We start from the raw sequence: 20,961 nt of genomic DNA, 5'->3' as shown, positions 1-20,961 counted from the left end.
TCCTGCGGAGGCGTTTATTATATCAAGCCGCCGACGTCAGCGGCATGACAGCGGTATAAGGGCTGCCGTGGGTGATATTACTCACCGTCGGCTTCTGAGGTTTCTGAGTTTTCTGCGTTATCTGTTTTTTCTTCCATTCCTGCTTTTTCTTTTTCAGCCGCGCTTTTTTTCAGTTCCTTCAGATGTGCGATGAGCTTTTCACTGCCCTTTGATCTGAAGCACAGATCATAAGAGTTAATGACCATTACTCCGTCAGTCGTAATATAGATCTGTCCCGTCATCATGTCCTTGAATACAGGATAGGTTGTGCTTGCATAACTTACACCTGATGTGTCAACGGTCCACTCAACATCCTTAAGCAGCTGTTTCAGTTCCTTCTCACCATTTTCAAAGGTATAATACTGTAACATAGTTTCCTGACCCGATGGTTTCAGCATAAAGAACTTATCACTGCTGTCTTCGGAGAGTATAAGGTCGATGAGATAATCTGCCAGCTCGTCATCATCCTTGAATTCTGCACACTCCTTTTCAACTATCGCTCTGACAGCTTCATAGTCCTCTTTTTCAATGCGGTAAAATTTCGCTTCAGCGTGAGAAGAAATCTCTAATATGCAGTTTCCGTCAGGCCACAGATGCAGACAACTGTCACCGATCTGTATGATAATCCCATCATAGGTTAAATATCCCATCCGGTTTGAATTGTTCATCTTTTTCCATTCAACACCCTCAAGAGCCGCAAACAGCTCTTCCTTTTCATCTTCGGAAAGGATAGCGCCCCTGGACAGAGAGCCATAAACTGCACCGCCCATACGTTCCATACTATGTGCTGTCACCATCCATGGCTCTTCCTCATTGTATTCTATGGGACAAGGACACTGAACACCCTTATCGACAAAGCTCTTCATATTCTCATATTCAACTGCTGCAAAGCTGTAATATGACACAGTGCCGTCAACATCAACGGAAGCTTTTCCGTTGTCGCCTATTATAATTTCGTATTTTCTGCCCTCAGACTCAATATCGAGAGTCATGGTGTCGCTGCTGTCCTTCAGCTCGTCTGTATCCCTGGGGTTCCACTGTACATAGTTCATGTATGCCGCCAGAGAGATAGCTTCACTGACTGTAAGAGGACCGTCATAGTTCTCTATATGGAGCTGTGCATCTTTGAGCTCGGCTTTTATGCCGAACTTATCCAGCGTTGCCAGACCTTCACTGCCGAATATTATGTCTCTCATCTTTGCGAAGGTATCATCAGAGACCTTGTAGTACTCCCTGTATATATCGTCCTGAATAAATGAGACCTCGATTATTCCGTTATCATAGAAATCGGCGTAGTAATAATCATTGCTGAAGCAGATAGCCTCTCGCGTGAATATATCGGAAAAAGCCACGGTATCCAGCTTTTCAAATTTCGTTATGGAAAACAATGAAACAAGCTCCTCGCCCATTTCCTCTGTGGCAACCACCGGAGGAACATGACTCATATATTGACCGAAACTATAATCAAAGACCATTCCGTGAAGGTCTGCCGAACCAAAGGGAAAGGCAAAGGTCTTTTTATCGTAATAGATGCTGTCCTCGTTGGAGGGCGTACCGAGAAAGGACTCTCTGTTATGATAGAGCAGTCCGCCTCCTCCGCCGCCTATGAGCAGCACAGCTGCCGCAGCTATGGCAAGCCCCTTGTGTCTCCTTTCGGGAACGACGTCAACGTGAGTTACCTCATCTGTATATTCATCTGCCTCTGCTAATTCCCCTGACAGCTTTTTTTCCATCTCCTCGCAGAACGAACTGCCCAGCCGCAGCTCATTCAGAGCGTCTTTATAATCTTTTCCCGACATATTCCATCCTCCCTTTCAAGCTCCGTCCTGAGCTTTTCGCGTCCCCTTCTCATAAGCGAGCCCACCGTGTTCTCGTTCTTTTCCAGTATATCGGCTATCTCCTTTATACTGTATCCCTCATAGTAATGAAGAAATATGACCTCGGCATACTTCTTCGGAAGCGCAGCTATCTCCTCGCGGAGCTCCCTGCCCTCGGTGCCTGTCTCACAGATAGCCTCAGAGTGCTCAAGCTCGTCCAGTGAACAGGTCCTGCTGAAGCGGAAGCTCCTGCGCAGGTTCTTGCACTTGTTGATAGTCACCCTGAGGAGCCAGGCTTTAAGGTGTTCGTCGTCGTTGAATGAGCGTGGTTTTGTATGTAATGAAAGGAACACATCCTGGACTATGTCCTCTGCCTCGGCATAGCTGCCGCTTATGGCAAAGGCTGCACGCAGGACAGTGTTTCCGTATTTTCTGAAAGCGTATAATGCAGTACTGTCATTATTCATTGCTGTGAACCCCCTTTCACTAATAACACAACTGAGGTAATGGTAATTGTGCGCAGAGAAAAAATTTTTTTGAAAAAAGTCAGAGCCGCCGGCAAAAAACACTCCGACGGCTCAGTTTTTATATAAGTTTTTCTGCGAGCCTTGCGGCACAGCGTACACAGTCATCGCAGCTGCACAGCATTTTCCCCGCCTTTATGCCCTTGAGCTCTCCGCAGTCCGTACTGCCGCAGGCTGCTCTGAAGCTGCTGTGAAGAGCCTTGGCGTCAGCCGGCACGGATCTGCCGCCGGATCTTTTCAGTCCCAGTATCATCTGAGCAGCACAGAGGGCACCGCAGGTGGCGTCAAAGGCGCCCATTCCGCAGCCGAATGCCGCTCCCACAGCTCTCAGGGCATTCTCGTCTCCTCCCAGCTCATCCGCAAAGGCAAGGAGCACCGCCTGACAGCAATTGCTGCCGCTGTGCTTTATCTCTACCGCTCTCTCGGCTCTGTCCATAGCACACCTCAGTGCCCGCCGCAGCTGTGGCTGCCGCAGGAATGGTCCCCGCCGTGACCGTGGTGGTCACAGGTGGCATTGGTTATCTGTAAAAGGCTTCCGCTGATAAGCATTTTTACAGCAGCGTCGGCACTGCCTGTATTGCCTGCATAGAGCTTTATGCCTGCCTCAGCCATAGCCATCTGTGCTCCGCCGCCTATGCCGCCGCATATGAGCACATCTGCACCCGCATTCTTCAGAAAGCCTGCAAGGGCACCGTGACCTGAGCCGTTTGTGTCAACTACCTGACTGGAGACTATCTCTCCGTTTTCAATATCGTAAAGCGCAAACTGTGCGCAGTGTCCGAAATGCTGGAATATCTGTCCGTTTTCATATGTTACCGCTACTCTCATGGTATTACGTCCTTTCTTTTTTGCGTCCGCCGATATTATCGGCATATTTGCATAAAGTATACCACTGTTCGGGTTATATGTCAAGCCTTTCGGGCATATACTGCGGCTAACTGTGTTTGACTTCACCGCCGCCCTGTGATATACTTATTTCAAAGGAGGCGCAAGCCATGACAAAAATAGACCTTATAACGGGCATTCTCGGTTCTGGAAAGACTACCTTCCTTATGAAGTACGCCCGTCACTTCATTGACAGCGGTGAGAAAATAGCCATTCTGGAAAATGATTTCGGCGCTGTCAACATAGATATGATGATATTGCAGGAGCTCAGATGCGACAGCTGCCAGCTGGAAATGATAGCGGGAGGCTGCGACGCAGACTGCCACAGGCGCCGCTTCAAGACCCAGCTCATATCCCTTGGTATGCAGCACATCGACCGCGTTATCGTTGAGCCCTCGGGCATTTTCGATATGGACGAATTCTTCGATATACTCCACGACTCACCGCTTGACAGGTGGTTTGAGATAGGGAGCGTCCTCACCGTGGTGGACGCGGAAATGGAGGAGCAGCTCTCGCCCCAGATGGAGTACCTGCTGGGCTCGGAGGCTGCCTGCTGCGGAAAGCTGGTGCTGAGCAAGCTGAGCCGCATTGAGAACGAAACGCCCGAACAGGTCTCTCAGCGGATACTCGCCCATGTGAACCGCTCCCTTGAGGATATACGCTGCGACCGCAGATTTACGGAGCGCGACCTCATCGTCAGAGACTGGGACAGCTTCACCGGCGAGGACTACCGTATGTTAAGCTGTGCAGGCTACCGCGGCTCAAGCTATGTGAAGAAATTCAGTCCCGAGGACATAGAGAGCTCGGTTCACTATTTCATGCACATCGCCATACCCAGGGACAGCATTGCCGGACTTATCGGCAGCATCTTCGCCGATGATAGCTGCGGGGAAATATTCCGCATAAAGGGCTCTCTGCCCATAGAGGGGGGCTGGCTGAAGATAAACGCCACCCGCGAAAAGACCGAGACCGCTCCCGTAGCGGAGGGGCAGCCCGTGCTCATAGTCATCGGCGACAGGGTCTCCCGTCAGAGGATAGACGAGTACCTTACAGCCCTTAATACGGACCCTGAATATGTTTCGATATAAAATGAAAAATTACCGGGTGAAGACCTGTTTTGCGGCAGCTCTTCACCCGGTATTTTTATAGTCCTGCCTTCTCCTGACGCCATGAAAAAACGGAAAGGACCGCGTCCTGCTAAAGAACACAGCCCTTTCCACTTTACAAGGATATATAGTAAGTCCGGATGTTCGGACATTACTGCCCTGAGATGATGAGTTTTCTCATCGCTGTCATATCGAAGACGTCTACTGCGCCGTCTTCACACAGGTCTCCTGCCTGCCAGTCTATAAGGTCATTTTTGCCCAGGAGGAAGCCCTGGAGCATTACCAGGTCGGCAACATTGAACTGCTTATCCGCGTTCACATCGCCTCTCAGCTTTGCAGTCACGGGGGCGGTATCGTCAGCCTCTTCTTTGCCGGAGTATGCGACGGAAGGCTCTGCGGCTTCTTTATATGAGAAGTTCATATAGTCCACAGCTCCCTTGAAATAGGCTTCTCCGCCCTTTCCGATGAAGCAGTCGTCCTGCTCCGACGCGCTGAGCACATCAGCGGGAGTAAGTGAGAGCTCCTTGCTGTCTGCCTGTACGCCGTTGATGATGAGAGAGCCCTTTCCGTTGACCATACGGACTGTGACCTTGCTCCACTCGCCCTTAGCAAGTGCTGAGGGAGCGGTGAGCTTCTCGGTCTTTGTGCCGTCGGTGAGCACCAGCTCTGCCCTGCCCTCGCTGTTTGAGGGAGTAAAGCTCATGTATGCCTTATCGTCTCCGAAGCGGAAGATGTCCTGCACGGAATTTCCGCCCTTCCAGAGAGCTCCGAAGCTTATCTGGAGGTCTCTGCCCCTGACTGCCGAATCGTCAAGCACCACATAATCGTCCTCGCCGTCAAAGCTGAGAACTCCCTTTGCGGAGGTTCTTTCGGACTGCCACTGTGCACCGCATAAGAGGGCGTCCGTGGTCGCGTATTTATCCTTAGCCCAGACCTTTGACTCGTCTTTGAATTCATAAGCTGCGGTGTAGCCGTCCTCGGTCCTGTGACCGCCGTTATCGTCCAGCCAGCCGAAGTTGACGCCGCTGTTCTTTGACTGGTCATTGCAGAAATCGCCGTCAAGAATGGCTGTGCCCGAGTAGGAAGCCTTTCCGTAGACATAAGCCATGCCCTTGGCAACGGCGTTGTCGCCTATGGACACAGAGTCGGCAAGATACGCCTTCTGGAGCACCTTTGCATTGCCCGAGACCTTGCAGGAATTGAACACAACGGCGCTGTCGCCTATAACAGCATTGCCGCTGAGAGTAACTGTTCCCGATTTCCAGCCGTCATCGTAGACCCAGCCTCCGCCGTCAACTATGGCGTGACCGCATACAACTACGTTATCCGAGGCTGTCACCTGATTTGCAACTATTGCGTGGTCCTCAACGCGGACGTTGCCCTTGAGAACTGCGCTTCCCAGCACCATTGCGTCGGGGCCCACATATACGGAGCTGTCCACCCTGGCGGAATCTGCCACCCAGCCCCCGCCGTTGGGGTGAACGTGTCCCTTTCCCTTTTGATACCTTGTGGCGTAGTCTATATCCGCGCCGTTCACAGTAACCTCATAGGGGTATCTCCTGCGCTCGTCACCGTTTTTATATGTGGAAACGTCGTCCTTGTGGAAGGCGTTGCACTTGTAGAGGGTCTTTGGCATTGCCGTTACCGTAAGGTAAGCGGAAGCCGCTCCCTGTGCGGAAGCTGTCATGGACTCGCCGTCTCCGAAGAGGTCGGAGTAGGTCTCTTTGCCGTTTCCGTCAACAGTTACGATACAAGCCTTCCAGCCTGCATTGCCGTCATCTGAGAGTCCGCGGAAGCTGACGGATATATCGCCCCCTGTCAGCTTCAGAGGGATAATATTTATGCCTGCCTGCATAGGCGCCTCTTCCTCGGGAACGCGGTAAACTCCGCCGCCCTGCCCGTCGGGAAGAGTATAGACCAGATTTCTGTAGAAGGGCTGTGAGTTCAGCTTATCATTGAACTCCTTCTGATAGGCTTCCTTTGCGCCGAAATCAAAGGTAGCCATGCGCTTTGCGTAGTGTCCGAAGACTGTCTGTGCGTCGGTGCCGAAAAGCCTGGTAATGGTATCGAAGGGGTACTCACCGGGCTTTGCTTCGGAAATAATGCGCTTTACGCTGTTCATGCCCAGTCCCGGAAGGTTATCGGGATTGTATGAGATATACACCAGGAAGGGCCACACCTCATAGTAGTTCCTTCCGTGAGGGAGCGTAAGGCTCAGATTGCGGATATAGGGCTCGAACCAGCAGGTCTTCACATCGCCTGTGTAGTAATCGCTGGCAAGGTACATCTCGCGGAACCAGTTTGCCAGGGGCTCCCACCAGGCGCCTGTTATATCCTGTCCCTCCCATGCCTTCTGGTGCATGGTGACAACGTGACCGAATTCGTGTGCTATGGTCAGGTCGTCAAGCATAGCCTCGGGACTGATTATCTCGATGCCGTAGCCGTCCTCGGCGCTCATGAAAGCCCAGCCGTCTGGGTACTGGTCAAGTCCCGTATAGGTCAGGTACACATTGGTCTTGTACTTCTGTGTACTCCTGCCGTTGACGTCGACATTCATGTTCTCCATGCCGAGAAATTCTCCGTAGCATTTCCAGAGCTTCTCGTAATCCTCCAGATTACGCTTGAGAAAGGCATCGTTCACCTTTCCCGTGGTGTCATTATTGCCGTAGAAAATTACAAAGTGTTCTGATTCAACGTAATTCGCAGTCTTACAGTAGCCCCATTTGTCGCGGATAAGGTATTCCTCCGCGGCAGTTACGGGCGCAGGCATTGCCTGTGCTACGGACAGTGCCAGAAAGGTGCCCGCAAGAGCGGCTGAAAGCCTTTTTTTCATTGTACATTCCTCCGTTTCAGATCGTCCCCAAATCCCCGTCGGAAGTATCACGTTAGTTCATCTATATCATTATACTATCATTTTGAGCTGAAATCAATGATTTATTGTACCAAAAATCTGTCCTATCGTGTGTATAAAACAGATAAATACCGCCATGGGAATTTTATATATTTTTCCCGATGAGACCCCGCTTTCGCGGAAGCTCCTGCGTAATACTATATTGATATGAACGTCAAAAATGTGTTCCTGTTGCTCAACAAGCCACACTACAGGTGCAAAGGAGAGCCTCACCTGCTCTCCGTGAGACTCTATAAGGCTATTTCAAGCCTTATCTATTGCTTATTCTAAAATAATATGCTATAATAAAAAAAAGTCTGATCGCAGAAAAAAATACAGATCACCGAGACTAACTATTTCTCATACGGAACACTGATACCATCAGAGCCCTCATCGGACACGATGTAAAAAGATACAATAACCGATGGGCGCCAAATTATCAGGAGGAAAACATGAAAAATAACTTTAAACTCAGAACAGCTGCGGGGCTGGTCTGTCTCGGTCTGATTATGCAGACCTCTGCCTACCTCCCTGCCGCAGCAGAAGCAAAAAGCGGAGTGACCCTAAACGAGGTCTGCTCCAAGAACACCAAGTACGACACAGGCAGCGGACAGTTCCTTGACTGGGTAGAGCTCTACAACGGCGGCAAGGACACCGCAGACCTGTCAGGCTGGGGCCTTTCCGACAAGGAAGGAAAGCCCTATCTCTATGTGATACCCGAGGGTACAAAGCTGGCAGCAGGCGAAAGACTTCTCGTACTCTGCGACAGCGACGCCGCTCTCACCGACAGCAGGATAGCTCCCTTCGGACTTTCCGCGTCCGGCGAGACACTGTTCCTCACCGACCCTCAGGGCAATACCGCAGATACTCTCACATTCGGCGCTCTCGCCACAGATACCTCATACGGACAGTACCCCGACGGCAGCGGCGAGTTCTATAATCTCACCTGCTCGCCGGATCAGGCAAATACTGCTCCCGAGGGCAGCAATTCGGTGCATCAGCCCGTATTCTCCAAGGACAGCGGCTTCTATGACAGCAGCTTCACCCTTTCTCTCTCCGCAGACGAGGGCTGCACGGTCTACTACACTACCGACGGCAGCGATCCCACGGCGGAGTCAGAAAAATACACCGCTCCCATCACTATCGACGATATGTCCGATACCGAAAACCGCCTCAGTGCAAGAAGGGATATAGTCCCCGGCAACGCAGAGGCTCCCGGAAGCAATGTGGACAAGGCTGCGGTCATCCGCGCCGTATCCGTTGACAGTGAGGGCAATGTCAGCAAGCCCGTCACCAGGACCTACTTCATAGGCAAGACCAATTCGGGTTATTATCCAAAAATGAAGGTGGTGTCCCTCGTCACCGATCCCGATAACCTCTTTGACTATGACAAGGGCATTTACTGCCTGGGCAAGGTCTACGGCGGCGCAAAGCAGGAAGGACAGCCGGGAGCGGAGGACAAGCCAAAGGAGGGCGATAAGCCTGAGGAGCACGCAGGTCCCGAGGAGCACGGCGGTCCCGAAGGCAGAGTGGAACCCAAGAGAGCGCCCAATGTGTGGGAGATAGAAGCCAATTACTCACAGCGCGGCAAGGAGTGGGAGCGTCCCGCTCACTTCACCCTGTTCGAGGACGGAGAAATGGTCCTTGAGGAAAACGTTGGAATACGCATAAAGGGCAACTATTCCAGATGTCTACCCCAGAAGAGCTTCAACGTCTATACCCGTCAGGAGTACGGCGCTTCCGAGTTTGACCACGATTTCTTCTCGGGCACTTCGGTAAAGGCGAAGAACGGCAAGGCTGTCAAGAAGTATGACGGTCTCGTTCTCAGAAACGGCGGTAATGACAATACCTTTGCATTCTTCCGCGACAGTATAAATCAGTCACTTGTGGCTGACAGAGCCTTCGCACGTCAGGCAACTACCGAGTGCGTGGTATTCATCGACGGCGAATTCTGGGGCATATACCAGATGATGGAGAGGATAAGCACATCTTACCTCAGTGAGCACTACGGCGTCAAGAAAAGCGACATCGCTATGATAAAGAACGGCGAGCTGGAGGACGGCTCCGAGGCAGATCAGCAGGACTGGAGCCAGCTCTGCAAGGGCGCTGCCGAGGGAAGCATCTCCTATGAGGAGTTCTGCAATAAGGTAGATATACAGGGCTTCATGGACTACTTCGCAGCTCAGATATACTGGGCGAATGCGGACTGGCCCCAGCGCAACTACGCTGCATGGCGCGCAGATACCATCGACGAGACCAATCCCTATGCTGACGGAAAATGGAGAATGATACTCTTTGATACAGAATCGGGACAGGGACTCTACGGCTCCGCAGACAAGTCTGTCAGCGCTGACTGCTACAACAGGCTCAGCGGCACCAACAACGAGCTGGCAAAGCTCTTTATCAGCCTTATGAAAAACGATGACTTCCGCCTTGGCTTCTCAAGGACTATGATGGACCTTGGCAACTATAACTTCACTCCCGACAGGACAAAGGAAGTCATAAACGGCTATAAGAACAACTACAGAGAGCAGGTCCTGGATACCTTTGCGCGTTTCCAATCCAACAGCCTTTCAGGCTCCAACGGTGAGAGACGCTTTGACGGCGAGATCTCTACTGTCACAAATTTCTACGCCAACCGCTTCTCCTATGCGGAGCGCACTACAAGGTCGGCTATGAAGCTTTCTTCCGAGCCCCGCACTCTCACTGTCACCAACAGTGCCGACTGCGGCGGTATCAGGCTCAATACCCTTGATCTGGGCAATACATCTGAGTGGAGCGGCAAGTATCACTCCGATTACGATGTTGAGCTCAAAGCTGTTCCCCTTGAGGGCAAGACCTTCTCACACTGGGAGATAAACGGCGCAGAGATAACCGCGGGCGACAAAAACTCCGCGGAGATAAGCATCAAACTCAGCTCCAATGCCACTGTCAAGGCAGTCTACGAGGGCGAAGCCGCTGAAAAGGTCATCGGCGATGTGAACGCCGACGGACAGTTCAACGTCAGCGACCTGGTAACTCTCCAGAAGTGGCTCCTTGCAGACAGCAAGACAGAGCTTGCAAGTCCCGAAAGCGCAGATATGGCACAGGACGGCGCTATCGACGTCTTTGACCTTATCGCCATGAGAAAGGCTCTCCTTTCTGATCTGAACAAATAAAACAGCAAAGCCGCTGCTTTAAAGGCGACGCTCGTACAGAAGGTTTACGGGTGATATTGAGGGAAGCTCTTTGAGAGAAGTGCTTCCCTTTATTCTTTTTCTGAGGACTCTGTTTCGTTTTTATCAGGACAGGGCGCTTGATAATATATGCCTTTTTATTATATTTAAGGCGCCCTGTCCTGATAAAAACCAGCCAAAAGTCTTTGGAAAAGGGGGTATGGGGGAAAGAACCTTTCCTCTGCATGGTGTTCTTAACGCAGTTAATTATGTATTATCTCCGAGGAGGTCATCCTCGGAGCTTTTTATTATGCAAACTTAGTCATGCCAAGCTCGTTCATCTCTCCGTCAAGTCTGAATGCTTTATCAGGCTGAAAAGCGAAGTAGATGACGATATGATTACCGCAGGTCCTTGAACGTTTTACAGCCTTTTCGTGGACTTCGATTCGCTCTATGAAAGCTCTCAGAAGCTCTGGTGTGACCTTTGAAATTGTTACATACCTCGTAGCCTTGCTGATGAAGTCACGGATACACTTTTCACGCACTTTCATTTCATCAAGCTGTGAGTTGAGGGCGTTGAGCTTTGCTTTCAGCTCAGTCTGCTCATTTTCAAAACTTGCAGATAGGAGTTCATAACGCTCATCTGTGATCTTTCCGTTTGACCTGTCCATATAGAGAAGCCGTATAGCGTTGTCGATCTGTTTGATCTTGGACTCATATTCGTTTCTAAGACCCTCGGATTCTCTCAAATTCTTAGCAGCTTCTGCTTTGCCATTCCTCATTGCATCGCTGTAAAACTCGTCCGAATGCTCTCTTGCGTATTTCGTCACCTTTTTCATTGCTCTTAAAACTATCTCGTCGAGCACACTTTCACGAATGTAATGTGAAGTGCAGTCGCTTTTGCGGCTTTCATAGTGTCCGCAGCGGTAGCTATCGTATCCGTGAGCTTTATCTCGATTACGATATAGCCTTGAACCACATTCTGCACAGTAAAGGTAACCTGCATACTTATCCAGCTCGCCGCGCTTGTCTGCACGCTTGCGTCCTTCAAAGTGCTTCTGTACAAGATCAAACGTCGTTCTGTCGATGATCGCTTCGTGCGTATTGAGAAATATCTTCATATTCTCAGGCGAGTTTTTGATACGCTTTTTCAGCTTGTTGGACTTTGAATAGGTCTTGAAGTTTACCGTATCTCCGCAGTATATCTGATTGGATAGCATTTTGCGGATAGTGTTGTTCGCCCATGCGTAAGGCTTGTCGAGCTTGAGGTCTCTTGAACGGCTGCCGTTTTTTCTGTAGTTGTAAACGCCCGGCGACAACACTTGTTCCTGCTCAATAATTCCGCAGATTCGCTTTATGCCTATTCCACTTGCGTACATTTCAAAGATTCGCTTGACGACAGGTGCTGTCTCAGGATCTGGTATTATCTGCTTTGGATTGCTTGGATCTCTCATATAACCGTATGCTATCCAGGCTGCAAGACGTTCTCCGCGTTCGCCCTTTGCTCTGAGTACAGCCCTTATCTTGTTTGAACAGTCGCGGGCGTACATATCATTGAACAGATTCTTGATACCGGACATTTCATTTATACCATTGGCACTGTCCACGTTATCGGTGATAGCAATGAAGCGAACATCATATGCAGGGAACAACAGTTCCATGAGTCTGTCCGTCTCCAAGTGATCTCTGCCGAGACGGCTTTGGTCTTTCACAATTACAGTTCCCACAAGCCCGTTCTGCACATCATCGAGCATATGGACGTACTCTGGACGAGTATTATCGGTGCCGCTGTAACCATCGTCGATGTAATACTGACAATTACGGAAGCCGTTCTTGTCTGCGTAATCCTTTAGTATAAGTCTTTGATTTTCAATTGACAGCGACTCGCCTGCACGCAAGTCTTCCTGACTGAGGCGGCAGTACAGCGCTGTTATCTGATTCGTGTTTGATTCTGTTTTCATATATCCTCCTGTTCCGAAGCGGCTGCTTCCGGAATCAAACCGAATAGGATACACCAACAGTATACTCCTACTCGGCTTGAAAGTCCAGACTTTTTTCAGCTTATCCTTTCACCATTTATCAAGTGCTTGATCTTATCCTCAACGGTTTCGCTCGGCTTTTCAGGAGGTTTGAAAACAAGCGTCACGTCAAAGGTTTGTCCGTTTACGGTCATCTTCTTGTCAACGCAAAGAGCTTTTTCATTCGTTTCAGATTTCATATGAACTCCTTTCACGTCACACTTTTTCAAACATATTATTCAATTTATAAAAGTTCTTTGACTCCGGTCACACCTCCCTAATCATAGGCGATAATTGTATTTTTTCTTTTTCTGACCCCAAGATTTTTCTCGTTTTCTTATTTTGACCTCAATTTGCAAATACTGTAAGTTCCGATTTTTCGGCGGGCACTGCCCGTCCGATGTGGAATGGCGGGTGCAAATGACGCCAGCCTTTTTCCTGCAAACTCAAAAGGGGCACGGGTTCTCCCGCTTTCAGCGGCAGGCGGAATGCCGTCTGCGATGCTTGCCTTCCCAGAAGGGAAGACTTTTTGTCACTGCTGCCACTTTTTTTCTCTGCCAATAGTATTTGTGTGATACCCTCACACTCGCTCCACGTTGCGCGACAACCGCATTCAACGGGAGCAGTGGGGTAACTATACTATTTTGGTTTTGAAGGCGGCAAAAAGGGTGCCCCTTTCGCCTGTTTCGTAGGCACAGCATCCGAACCGTTGCTGTACTGCTCGGTAACGCTGCTTTTCCTGTCAGGCAAGCTGTTCTATCAGGGGCTTTCTGCGCGTGTTTCGGATATTCGCTCCTTACACGTTTCCTGTCATAGTTATTATTGCAAAGAAAAGAAGGCGCTTGTTTTATTATAACTATCAAGTAATATATAACCTTCTTCTTTGCTATATAATATATATTCTCTTGTTTACTTAATATATAAGCCTATGACATCATGACACAGCCCCTATGACAATTAACTTTTGAATTGAAGTGCAAGCTCTGCGTCGCGGAGCTTGTCCTCGTCCATGTCATAGTTCAGAAATGCGACCTCATAAGAGTTCTCGACCTGACGACCGTTGTCAGCGTAATTGTTGTGGATACGAATGATGTCCTTCTGTGCAAGAGTTTTCAGTGCGCGTTCAACATTGCTCACCGACATTGCAGTGTCTCTTGCGATACCTGTGCGGCTAATGGTCGAGGTTTTCTTTTCGCTGTCGTAGTAACAGAGTAAAACCATCACCACCTTGAACTCGGCAGGCGTAGTGATGTTGAGATACTCCAGCGGAGAATTAACGCCGTTTGAGTACGCTGTGCAGTTGATATTGTTTTTCATTTACATCTTCCTTTCAAATTGACAAAAGCTTTTGAACGAATGATGTCAAGAGTTGTCCGGACGTCTTAACTGTGTTCAGTATACACCAGACCTTGACAGAAGTCAATAGATGTTGTATAATAACTCTATCAGTTTCGATTTATTATCTATTATTTGTAAACTTTTTGTGAACATTCAAATTTGAAGACGGAATATAGACGCTTTATATTTAATAAGTCCGAACGACTTCAACGACGACTGCGAACACAAATTCTGAAAGGAGAAGCTATGTTTGAGATAGAAGCGCACTACCACGACCGCAAGATTTATTTATCAGACGGAAGAGAGTACCCGCTCGGAGAAATACTTTTGCGCTATTTTTCAGCGAATATAAAGGATCTGGAAGATGTTTACGACGTTTGTAAACGCGCGAAATCACAGCTGAACATCAGTTCTGAGTATCAACCTTATGCGATCGGTGAGCGAGCACAAAAGGTTGAAGACGCTTATGAGCGTATCTTTGATATCGCAAAGAAGCTGCCCCCGTATGACAAGCAACACTTCCGCAGAGGTGTTCTGCAAAACCTGTTTGCATATTATGATGACCTGTTTGTGAATTATTATAGAGCACAAAAACACAATGAAGACGATGACGATTATTATTTCGTAGACAGGTCAGAAGGAATAGATGACGGATATATCAGCGAAAATCTCAACGAACTGAAACGACTTCCCGACTATCATCTTGATGATGAGAAAGCGTTGAATGATTCTGAGAAAAAGCAGTATGCGATAGAATTCATTGCACATATCAGAAGGATAGCTGATGAGTTTGAAACATTTGTTGCAGACCTGCTGAGAGTAAAAAATGTTTTTATGCCATTTGCAGACGAACTCTGTGACCGCAACAACTATCCTTCAACCGAAAAGGTTATCGAAGTATTTCAGAAGTTTACCGCAACACATAATCTCAGCAACTCATATCTAAATCTGGAGTCCAGCGGAAGTATGTGCATGGGACATACAGTAATTGAAACGAAAAAAGGTCCCATACTCTGTGAGACTTACCGTTTCACATCGCTGGGAGCCTTTCTGTATTTTGAGTTGTTCAAGTGCATCGAGGAGAAGTTCATGCCTGTCAAGTGCCGCAACTGCGGTCGGTGGTTCATCATGAAGCACACCACCTTCTCCCACTACTGCAAGCGACTTATAAGCAGTAACCCTCCAAAGTCCTGCCGTGACATATCCATGCGGCACACTTTCAAGGACAAACTCAAGAATGATCCTGTGTGGGAGATATACAACCGCGCCTACAAGCAGCACTACGCTCGCTTCATGAAAAAGAAAATGAGCAAGTCCCAGTTCGCTGAGTGGGGCGACTACGCTATTGAGCTGCGAACTAAAGCTTCTGACGGCAAGTTGGAGCTTGAGGAGTATCAGAGGTTGATTAAAATTTAGCATTGCCTATAAATTGCTCCCTATCTTAGTACTATTGATATTGCTTAATTAGCCGCCTGATGCTACAATATGAGCCGCTGCCTCACCTTGTCCTACAGGGCGACAATCTGATGCCAGATTATCTCTCAGCTTTTTAGAATGCTCTGAACAAGTATTATGCACCAGAACAGCTTCATTGCCGACGAAGTAGGTGTTGAAGTCAGCGACCTCAAGGTTATACTCCTTTATTGGCTCTGCAAGTCTTTCAAGCTCTGAATCCGTAACGAAAGCTTCCAATTAACCCAAGCGTAATAGACATCTGTATGCATATACCAATGAACAAATTCCTTTATACTTACTAAGTTCTCCGTGCTATTTATTGGTATTCCTACTTTAAAAAGAATTGATCGCGCAAGTGCTGCTTTCATGCTGGTTCTTGCAACAATATGATGTAAATTTCGTTTATTACTTTTCTTGTCATTTTGTAATTTTTCAATCTTATTTGAAATATATGAATGTATAGGTGAAAACAAATAAGACACTTCATATTCTCCAACCAGAACACTTTCTAAAACATCATTTACAATAATTTCTGAATAAAGCTTTGAAACATTAGTAGCTACAATCAAGGCTATCTTATTTAATCCTTCTATTGTAGCTCCCGTTAGAACTGCTTTTGGGAAATAATACTCCATATTCCCGAATGTAGAGATTTTTAGTTTTTTATACACATTAATCGCATAATAATCAATGGCATATAATGCTCCTGCTATTACAGCGACTCCTGCTACTGTTACTAACTGTTGAGCTAAAGTCGAGTAACCACTCGGGTCCACATATGTCACAGGATTTGCATTCGCATACAAATATTTGTGAAGTGATGTCGGGTCAAATATGCTTCCCTGATAGGTATCCATAGTGGTGAATGTACCCGTTGACGGGTTCATATAACGAGCGCGGAGATAATAAAGTCCTGTTGCGCTGTCAAGCTTTTCGCCGCATAATTATACTATTCCACAGAACATATTAATTGTCAAGAATAATCCCATCGGTCGAAACCGATGGGAAATATTTATAAAGTTGAAATTTTTATGTTTGTTTTCAATTCAACTGCTTTATTTAGAGCACATCTTAAAACTGTTATCAAGTCTTCACCATCACTTGTTACAAAGTAATTTGACAAATCAGTTATTTCTGAACTAATATTGTTACCCCAAGGCGGTTGTTTTGATATGTCATCTATATCCCAAACAACCTTATCCACTGTCAATTTCTCTAATTCATTTCTTATTGTATTTAACTCTTCAATAGCAGTAGTCAAATTACTATTCAAAATTTCACCTTCATATAATTCATTCATTATTGTTGGAAATACACTTCCCCATTCACCTTTTTCCAAGTTATATGCAACAGTTGAAAAAAAAGCGTATAGAAAATCTGCTGTACCCACCTGATACCAATAAAAATTCACTGTAAAACCGACTGCCATTTTCCACCTCTTAATTAGTTTTAAAGTATACAGTAATACCATTATTCGTTCTAAGCATTATATCATCATATAAACCTTGAATCTCGGCATTACTTACTTGTTGACCTCTTATATCAATTTGAACAGACTGATGTGTTCCTTTTGGAAACATTGAAAGTCTTTGATAGTATTGTTTTTCAATGTTACTTGCAAGTCGTGTCCTACCCGCTTGTGTTTTTATATCATAATTCTTAATATCAATACTTGAGCTATTTTTATAAAAATCAGGTCGAACGCTGCCTTTGGTTCCATATGGAACTTTCTTGCCATTCAGAAAAGAAACCTGTTCATCGTATTCAGGGAAGTCATTACGTGCGTCTATTTCAGACTGTCTCCACGATGGGCGCTGATTCTTAGCTGTATTAGTATTCTCAGGCGTAGGAACAGTAACAGTCTCAGCGGTATTCTTCGCTGAGGAGATTTCCGCTGCACTGTCAAAGCACCTTTCAGCTGCCACAAAACCACCTGTGGCAAAAATGATATCTAATATCACCAGGTCATAGTCATGGTTTTCAAGATCATTTTGTGATTGTGCAAGACTAATTGAGCCAAATAAGAAACTTGTCCCGCCTAAAGCAGTTTGAATAATTGCTGAATTTAAGCTTGAAGCAAGTATACTACAGCCTCCAAAAAATGAACCGACTAAAAAGCCTTCGACGAAACTCATGGTGATCACATAAGCAAAATCGACCTTGGTTCCGTATTTGTTTGCTGCTCTTATCTCTCGGATCAAATTAAGTCCAACATTAATTATTCCGGCAGATATTCCGTAAAACAGCATATCTCCTATTGCATTAGCACAAACTACATCTGTTAAACCAAAATATCCACTCGGGTCCACATATGTCACAGGATTTGCATTCGCATACAAATACTTATGCAGGGATACGGGGTCAAATATGCTTCCCTGATAGGTATCCATCGTTGTGAATGTACTCGTTGACGGATCCATGTACCTCGCGCGGAGATAATAAAGTCCTGTTGCGCTGTCAAGCTGCTCGCTGCATATTTATATTATGCCATGGGCAGGGGCATTTGTCAAGAAAAAAGCGGACTCGGGGAGTCCGCTATAAGTGTTTCAAAATGTAAAATCATACTCAGGTGGTTCGTTAACACCAATTGTTATAAATCGTTTTATTCCTTGTAGCTGTGTAGCTTCATTACCAATGTACCAGCCCCTTACACATTTACAACACTTTTTTAATACTTTATTCATAGCTTTCATAAGCTCTTTTGAAGTATCATTTTCATCCATCATAGCAAATTGACCGTGTATCAAGCATTCTTCATCAGGACTAAATCCACTTGGAGAAAAGAATATGCACGTCCTATTATCAATTATATTATTATTCACTTCTATGGGAATATCAGATTTTAAGATAATATAATTCTCACTGCAATGATTATTTGAATGCAGTTGCCCCAGATGAGGCAATTCCTCTATCGAATAATAAACATTTATAGAATTACTCATTTCATTAATAGCTACTATTCTTATTTCAAAGGAGACCAATTCACAAAACATGTTAAATATAGCAATCATATCATTTTTTGTTGCAAAAAAAAGTATTCTCTTTCTCATGGTATCAATCCCTTTGCTCTAAGAATATTTATTAGTTCTGTTTCAGACGCACCTTTAGGTATTAAAATGATATTAGGTTCACCGGGAGTCTTCATATTAATGCTGTTAGCAGCATTGATTTCTCGTGTAGTTGGCGTTCCATTTGCATATGTATCAACTGTATTAATTCTATATGTTACTCCGCCCTTCTGAGCAGTTATATCGACATAGTTGCTTCCCTTTCTTGCACCGTTTGGACCAGGAAGATACTCCTCTGGAAGGTAAGTACCTCCACCAGTTATTTTATACCCATTATTTATTAGTGTATCTGCAACCTGTTTATTAAGAGTACGAGTAGATTGATTCCCCAATCTTCCTCCAATCTTTGTTTGCGGAACAGCTTTTTCGGCATAAAGGCTAAGACCTTTATAGAACTGGTAGCAAAAAAACGATGATACGCCTATTCTGTATAACCCCTGGCAGAAATGTCCTTCACAGAAGGACCGAACTGCCCCAGCATATCCTCCAATCACACCTAATCCACTTAACGTCAATGCCAACTTTCCAGTTAGAAATGAAAAACCAAAACCACTTAGAAATCCTATAGCAAACGCCTTTGCCAGTTCGACAGGATCATTTACTCCTGCTGTTAACTGATCAACTAAATTAATAGTACCTCCAAGTAATCCGAATTTAATGCCTTTGGGAGCAGTTTTTAGTTTGTTAAGCAGTTTTTTTAAAACCTTTATAGCATAAGAAGAGTTTTCAGCTGATACTTTATCGATTTCCGCGCTTCCAGCCATTCCTTCTTCTAAATCCTGAGGTGTTGCCATATATCCACTCGGATCCACATATGTCACAGGGTTTGCATTCGCATACAAATACTTATGCAGGGATACGGGGTCAAATATGCTTCCCTGATAGGTATCCATAGTGGTGAATGTACCCGTTGACGGGTTCATATAACGAGCGCGGAGATGTACTTATATTATGCCACGGAAAGGGGCATTTGTCAAGAAAAAAGCGGACTCGGAGAGTCCGCTGGAAAATTATTCTGTTTTGCTTTCATACATAGCATAAAATTCTTCAAAAAAACTAAAAAACATATTGGCAGCTTCATCACTATCATTAGCATACCTATCAATTGTTTCAAACCAAAATTCAAATTTCAACGGTTCATCATTAAGCTTTTTCCTTACAAATTTTGGAAATTCAGAACTAAAAAACTTATCAAATCCATCTTCTTGTCCTACCGTTCTTTTGGCATATTCATATCCTTCTATAAAAAAACCTATATCGAACAGTGAACTCATTTTTCTGGCACCGAAATATGCACCCGGGCGACCTTTAACGTTTGAAACAAAATCGTTTAAATTCATATATTATTTCTCCTTTTTATGTTTACCATTTAACGAACGCGTTTCCACCCAAATCATTGATCCATTCACTGAAAAGCATCCCCTCTGTTGTAAGATTATCATAAACCACACCTTCAACTTCAACCCCATAATGGAAACCATTATTTCCAATAATACCACCATATTTATCAGAATAGATGTTTTTTAAAAAAGGATCTCTTGGTTCAACTTTTATCACTTTATAATCTATGCCTTCTTTTTTTAATTCTTTAGTAAAGGCATCTTTAAACTCATCACATTTTCCCCAATTTTTAAATCTATTTGAAACATTATCCACAGCTTCTTTGACTTTATTCCAAAAATCGGGATCATTTGGAGGTAGACTTCCTGATGAACCACCGCTGCCGCTTGCATTTTTTACAGCATCATTAACAGGTTCCGAGAAATTCTGAGCCTGTAAAATATATTCCTGTATTTTAAGAGACATGCTGTGTACTGAAAGCTCTCCGTTTGCAACCCTTGAAACAAGGTCTGCAAATTCCGGGCTGTCAACAACGAGGAGTGCTATACTTGATGATGCCACTATTACCGCAGGAAGCGCGGCTCTAAACTGCCAGTAATAGTTAAGTGCAAAGGATACTGCCGGCTTAAAGATTTCTTCTATTCCGCCATCTAAAGCCATAGCTGTCAATTCTTCATTTAAATCAGCTGAATTATACCCACTCGGGTCGACATAAGTCACAGGGTTTGCATTCGCATACAAATACTTATGCAGGGATACGGGGTCAAATATGCTTCCCTGATAGGTATCCATAGTGGTGAATGTACCCGTTGACGGGTTCATATAGCGAGCGCGGAGATAATAAAGCCCCGTTGCGCTGTCAAGCTGCTCGCCGCATATTTATATTATGCCATGGGCAGGGGCATTTGTCAAGAAAAAAGCGGACTCGGGAGAGTCCGCTTTATAAGATATCTCGCATCTTAATTTTTTAAATATTATTCAACCTCATTCAAAAATAAAGAAATCATCTGCAATTGTTCCGTCAGTATTAAAACAAGCATCATAATATCCTATATAGCTTTTTTTTGTATCATACATTTGAATTTGAATAACTATGTATTCTAATTTTTCTCCGCTAATAGTTACATCATTAAATATTTTATATGATATTGAATGTAGAACAGCATTTATAGAATTTTCATCAATCAATCCATATTCTTTAGCTTCATCAGGAGATTCTAACAGACATTTTTTATAGCAACTCCAGAATAAATCAAAAGAAGTATTGATTAAATTATTGTCAGATATTATTTTTGTTAGCTGATCTTTAAGATTCATTTACATTT

At 45.6% G+C, this 20,961-nt stretch carries 19 protein-coding genes and 2 pseudogenes; 3 read left to right on the top strand and 18 right to left on the bottom strand.

Annotated elements, in window-relative coordinates:
* Window positions 1-77: 77 nt before the first annotated feature.
* The 4 genes from T488_RS0110565 to T488_RS0110550 form a co-directional block, all read right to left on the bottom strand.
* Entirely contained in the window at window positions 78-1,838 is a 1,761-nt protein-coding gene (locus tag T488_RS0110565) for a hypothetical protein (protein WP_028520768.1), read from the bottom strand.
* A complete protein-coding gene (locus T488_RS17665; RefSeq protein ID WP_037297952.1) occupies window positions 1,808-2,323 on the bottom strand; it encodes an RNA polymerase sigma factor in 516 nt (171 codons plus the stop codon). Before T488_RS17665 ends, T488_RS0110565 begins: the two co-directional genes overlap by 31 nt.
* Before the next feature lie 118 nt (window positions 2,324-2,441).
* A complete protein-coding gene (locus tag T488_RS0110555; protein WP_028520767.1) occupies window positions 2,442-2,816 on the bottom strand; it encodes a C-GCAxxG-C-C family protein in 375 nt (124 codons plus the stop codon).
* 8 nt (window positions 2,817-2,824) lie between these two features.
* Entirely contained in the window at window positions 2,825-3,208 is a 384-nt protein-coding gene (locus tag T488_RS0110550; protein WP_028520766.1) for a NifB/NifX family molybdenum-iron cluster-binding protein, read from the bottom strand.
* Between the two features lie 167 nt (window positions 3,209-3,375).
* On the opposite strand from T488_RS0110550, the gene T488_RS0110545 reads away from it, so the two are divergent.
* Window positions 3,376-4,353 (top strand): GTP-binding protein, encoded by a 978-nt coding sequence (locus tag T488_RS0110545; RefSeq protein WP_028520765.1) that lies wholly within the window; start codon window positions 3,376-3,378, stop codon window positions 4,351-4,353.
* A 169-nt stretch (window positions 4,354-4,522) separates the two neighbouring features.
* Here T488_RS0110545 and T488_RS0110540 read toward each other — a convergent pair whose 3' ends face one another.
* Window positions 4,523-7,204: a DUF6055 domain-containing protein gene (locus tag T488_RS0110540; RefSeq protein WP_028520764.1), complete on the bottom strand. Its 2,682-nt coding sequence runs from the start codon at window positions 7,202-7,204 to the stop codon at window positions 4,523-4,525.
* Window positions 7,205-7,713: 509 nt separating this feature from the next.
* Here T488_RS0110540 and T488_RS17660 point away from each other — a divergent pair.
* Window positions 7,714-10,419: a CotH kinase family protein gene (locus T488_RS17660; RefSeq protein ID WP_037297948.1), complete on the top strand. Its 2,706-nt coding sequence runs from the start codon at window positions 7,714-7,716 to the stop codon at window positions 10,417-10,419.
* Window positions 10,420-10,724: 305 nt separating this feature from the next.
* Here T488_RS17660 and T488_RS17655 read toward each other — a convergent pair whose 3' ends face one another.
* From T488_RS17655 to T488_RS0110520, 3 genes are all read right to left on the bottom strand, one after another.
* Window positions 10,725-12,377 (bottom strand): recombinase family protein, encoded by a 1,653-nt coding sequence (locus T488_RS17655; protein WP_037297945.1) that lies wholly within the window; start codon window positions 12,375-12,377, stop codon window positions 10,725-10,727.
* Window positions 12,378-12,472: 95 nt separating this feature from the next.
* Window positions 12,473-12,634, bottom strand: a complete 162-nt coding sequence (locus tag T488_RS19610; RefSeq protein ID WP_155267198.1) for a hypothetical protein — start codon at window positions 12,632-12,634, stop codon at window positions 12,473-12,475.
* Between the two features lie 757 nt (window positions 12,635-13,391).
* Window positions 13,392-13,751 carry a hypothetical protein gene (locus T488_RS0110520; protein ID WP_028520763.1) on the bottom strand — a complete coding sequence of 120 codons (360 nt, stop codon included), beginning with the start codon at window positions 13,749-13,751 and terminating at the stop codon, window positions 13,392-13,394.
* 267 nt (window positions 13,752-14,018) lie between these two features.
* On the opposite strand from T488_RS0110520, the gene T488_RS0110515 reads away from it, so the two are divergent.
* Window positions 14,019-15,188 (top strand): DUF6076 domain-containing protein, encoded by a 1,170-nt coding sequence (locus tag T488_RS0110515; protein WP_028520762.1) that lies wholly within the window; start codon window positions 14,019-14,021, stop codon window positions 15,186-15,188.
* Between the two features lie 48 nt (window positions 15,189-15,236).
* Here the strand turns inward: T488_RS0110515 and T488_RS20350 are convergent, their stop codons facing one another.
* The 10 genes and pseudogenes from T488_RS20350 to T488_RS0110470 all read right to left on the bottom strand — a co-directional run bounded on the left by T488_RS20350 (window position 15,237) and on the right by T488_RS0110470 (window position 20,953).
* Complete coding sequence (locus T488_RS20350; protein WP_082320501.1) at window positions 15,237-15,464, bottom strand: polymorphic toxin-type HINT domain-containing protein; 228 nt, start codon at window positions 15,462-15,464, stop codon at window positions 15,237-15,239.
* On the bottom strand, window positions 15,413-16,003 hold the full coding sequence (locus T488_RS20255; protein WP_347496316.1) for an AHH domain-containing protein: 591 nt from the start codon (window positions 16,001-16,003) through the stop codon (window positions 15,413-15,415). The genes T488_RS20350 and T488_RS20255 overlap by 52 nt, the downstream gene beginning before the upstream one ends.
* A pseudogene (locus T488_RS20250) lies at window positions 16,001-16,153 on the bottom strand (RHS repeat-associated core domain-containing protein); the annotation flags it as partial. The pseudogene T488_RS20250 and the gene T488_RS20255, both read right to left, overlap by 3 nt.
* Window positions 16,154-16,239: 86 nt before the next feature.
* A complete protein-coding gene (locus T488_RS0110505; RefSeq protein ID WP_028520761.1) occupies window positions 16,240-16,656 on the bottom strand; it encodes an immunity 70 family protein in 417 nt (138 codons plus the stop codon).
* Between the two features lie 10 nt (window positions 16,657-16,666).
* On the bottom strand, window positions 16,667-17,704 hold the full coding sequence (locus T488_RS0110500) for an RHS repeat-associated core domain-containing protein (protein WP_082320500.1): 1,038 nt from the start codon (window positions 17,702-17,704) through the stop codon (window positions 16,667-16,669).
* Between the two features lie 69 nt (window positions 17,705-17,773).
* Window positions 17,774-18,277, bottom strand: coding sequence for a hypothetical protein (locus tag T488_RS0110495; RefSeq protein ID WP_028520759.1), 504 nt, complete (start codon window positions 18,275-18,277; stop codon window positions 17,774-17,776).
* Window positions 18,274-19,224 (bottom strand): annotated as a pseudogene (locus tag T488_RS0110490) (hypothetical protein); the annotation flags it as partial. The pseudogene T488_RS0110490 and the gene T488_RS0110495, both read right to left, overlap by 4 nt.
* A gap of 81 nt (window positions 19,225-19,305) precedes the next feature.
* The gene (locus T488_RS0110485; RefSeq protein ID WP_028520757.1) at window positions 19,306-19,635 is read right to left on the bottom strand and encodes a hypothetical protein; all 330 of its coding nucleotides are present in this window, start codon (window positions 19,633-19,635) and stop codon (window positions 19,306-19,308) included.
* 22 nt (window positions 19,636-19,657) lie between these two features.
* Complete coding sequence (locus tag T488_RS19995; protein ID WP_278245094.1) at window positions 19,658-20,515, bottom strand: RHS repeat-associated core domain-containing protein; 858 nt, start codon at window positions 20,513-20,515, stop codon at window positions 19,658-19,660.
* Between the two features lie 105 nt (window positions 20,516-20,620).
* Window positions 20,621-20,953: a hypothetical protein gene (locus tag T488_RS0110470; RefSeq protein ID WP_028520756.1), complete on the bottom strand. Its 333-nt coding sequence runs from the start codon at window positions 20,951-20,953 to the stop codon at window positions 20,621-20,623.
* Window positions 20,954-20,961 lie beyond the last annotated feature (8 nt).

It is taken from the genome of Ruminococcus flavefaciens ND2009, from assembly GCF_000621785.1.
Taxonomy (GTDB): Bacteria; Bacillota; Clostridia; order Oscillospirales; family Ruminococcaceae; genus Ruminococcus; species Ruminococcus flavefaciens_C.
Note: the sequence above shows the minus strand (reverse complement) of the source record. Positions and strands in the feature narration are given on the sequence as shown.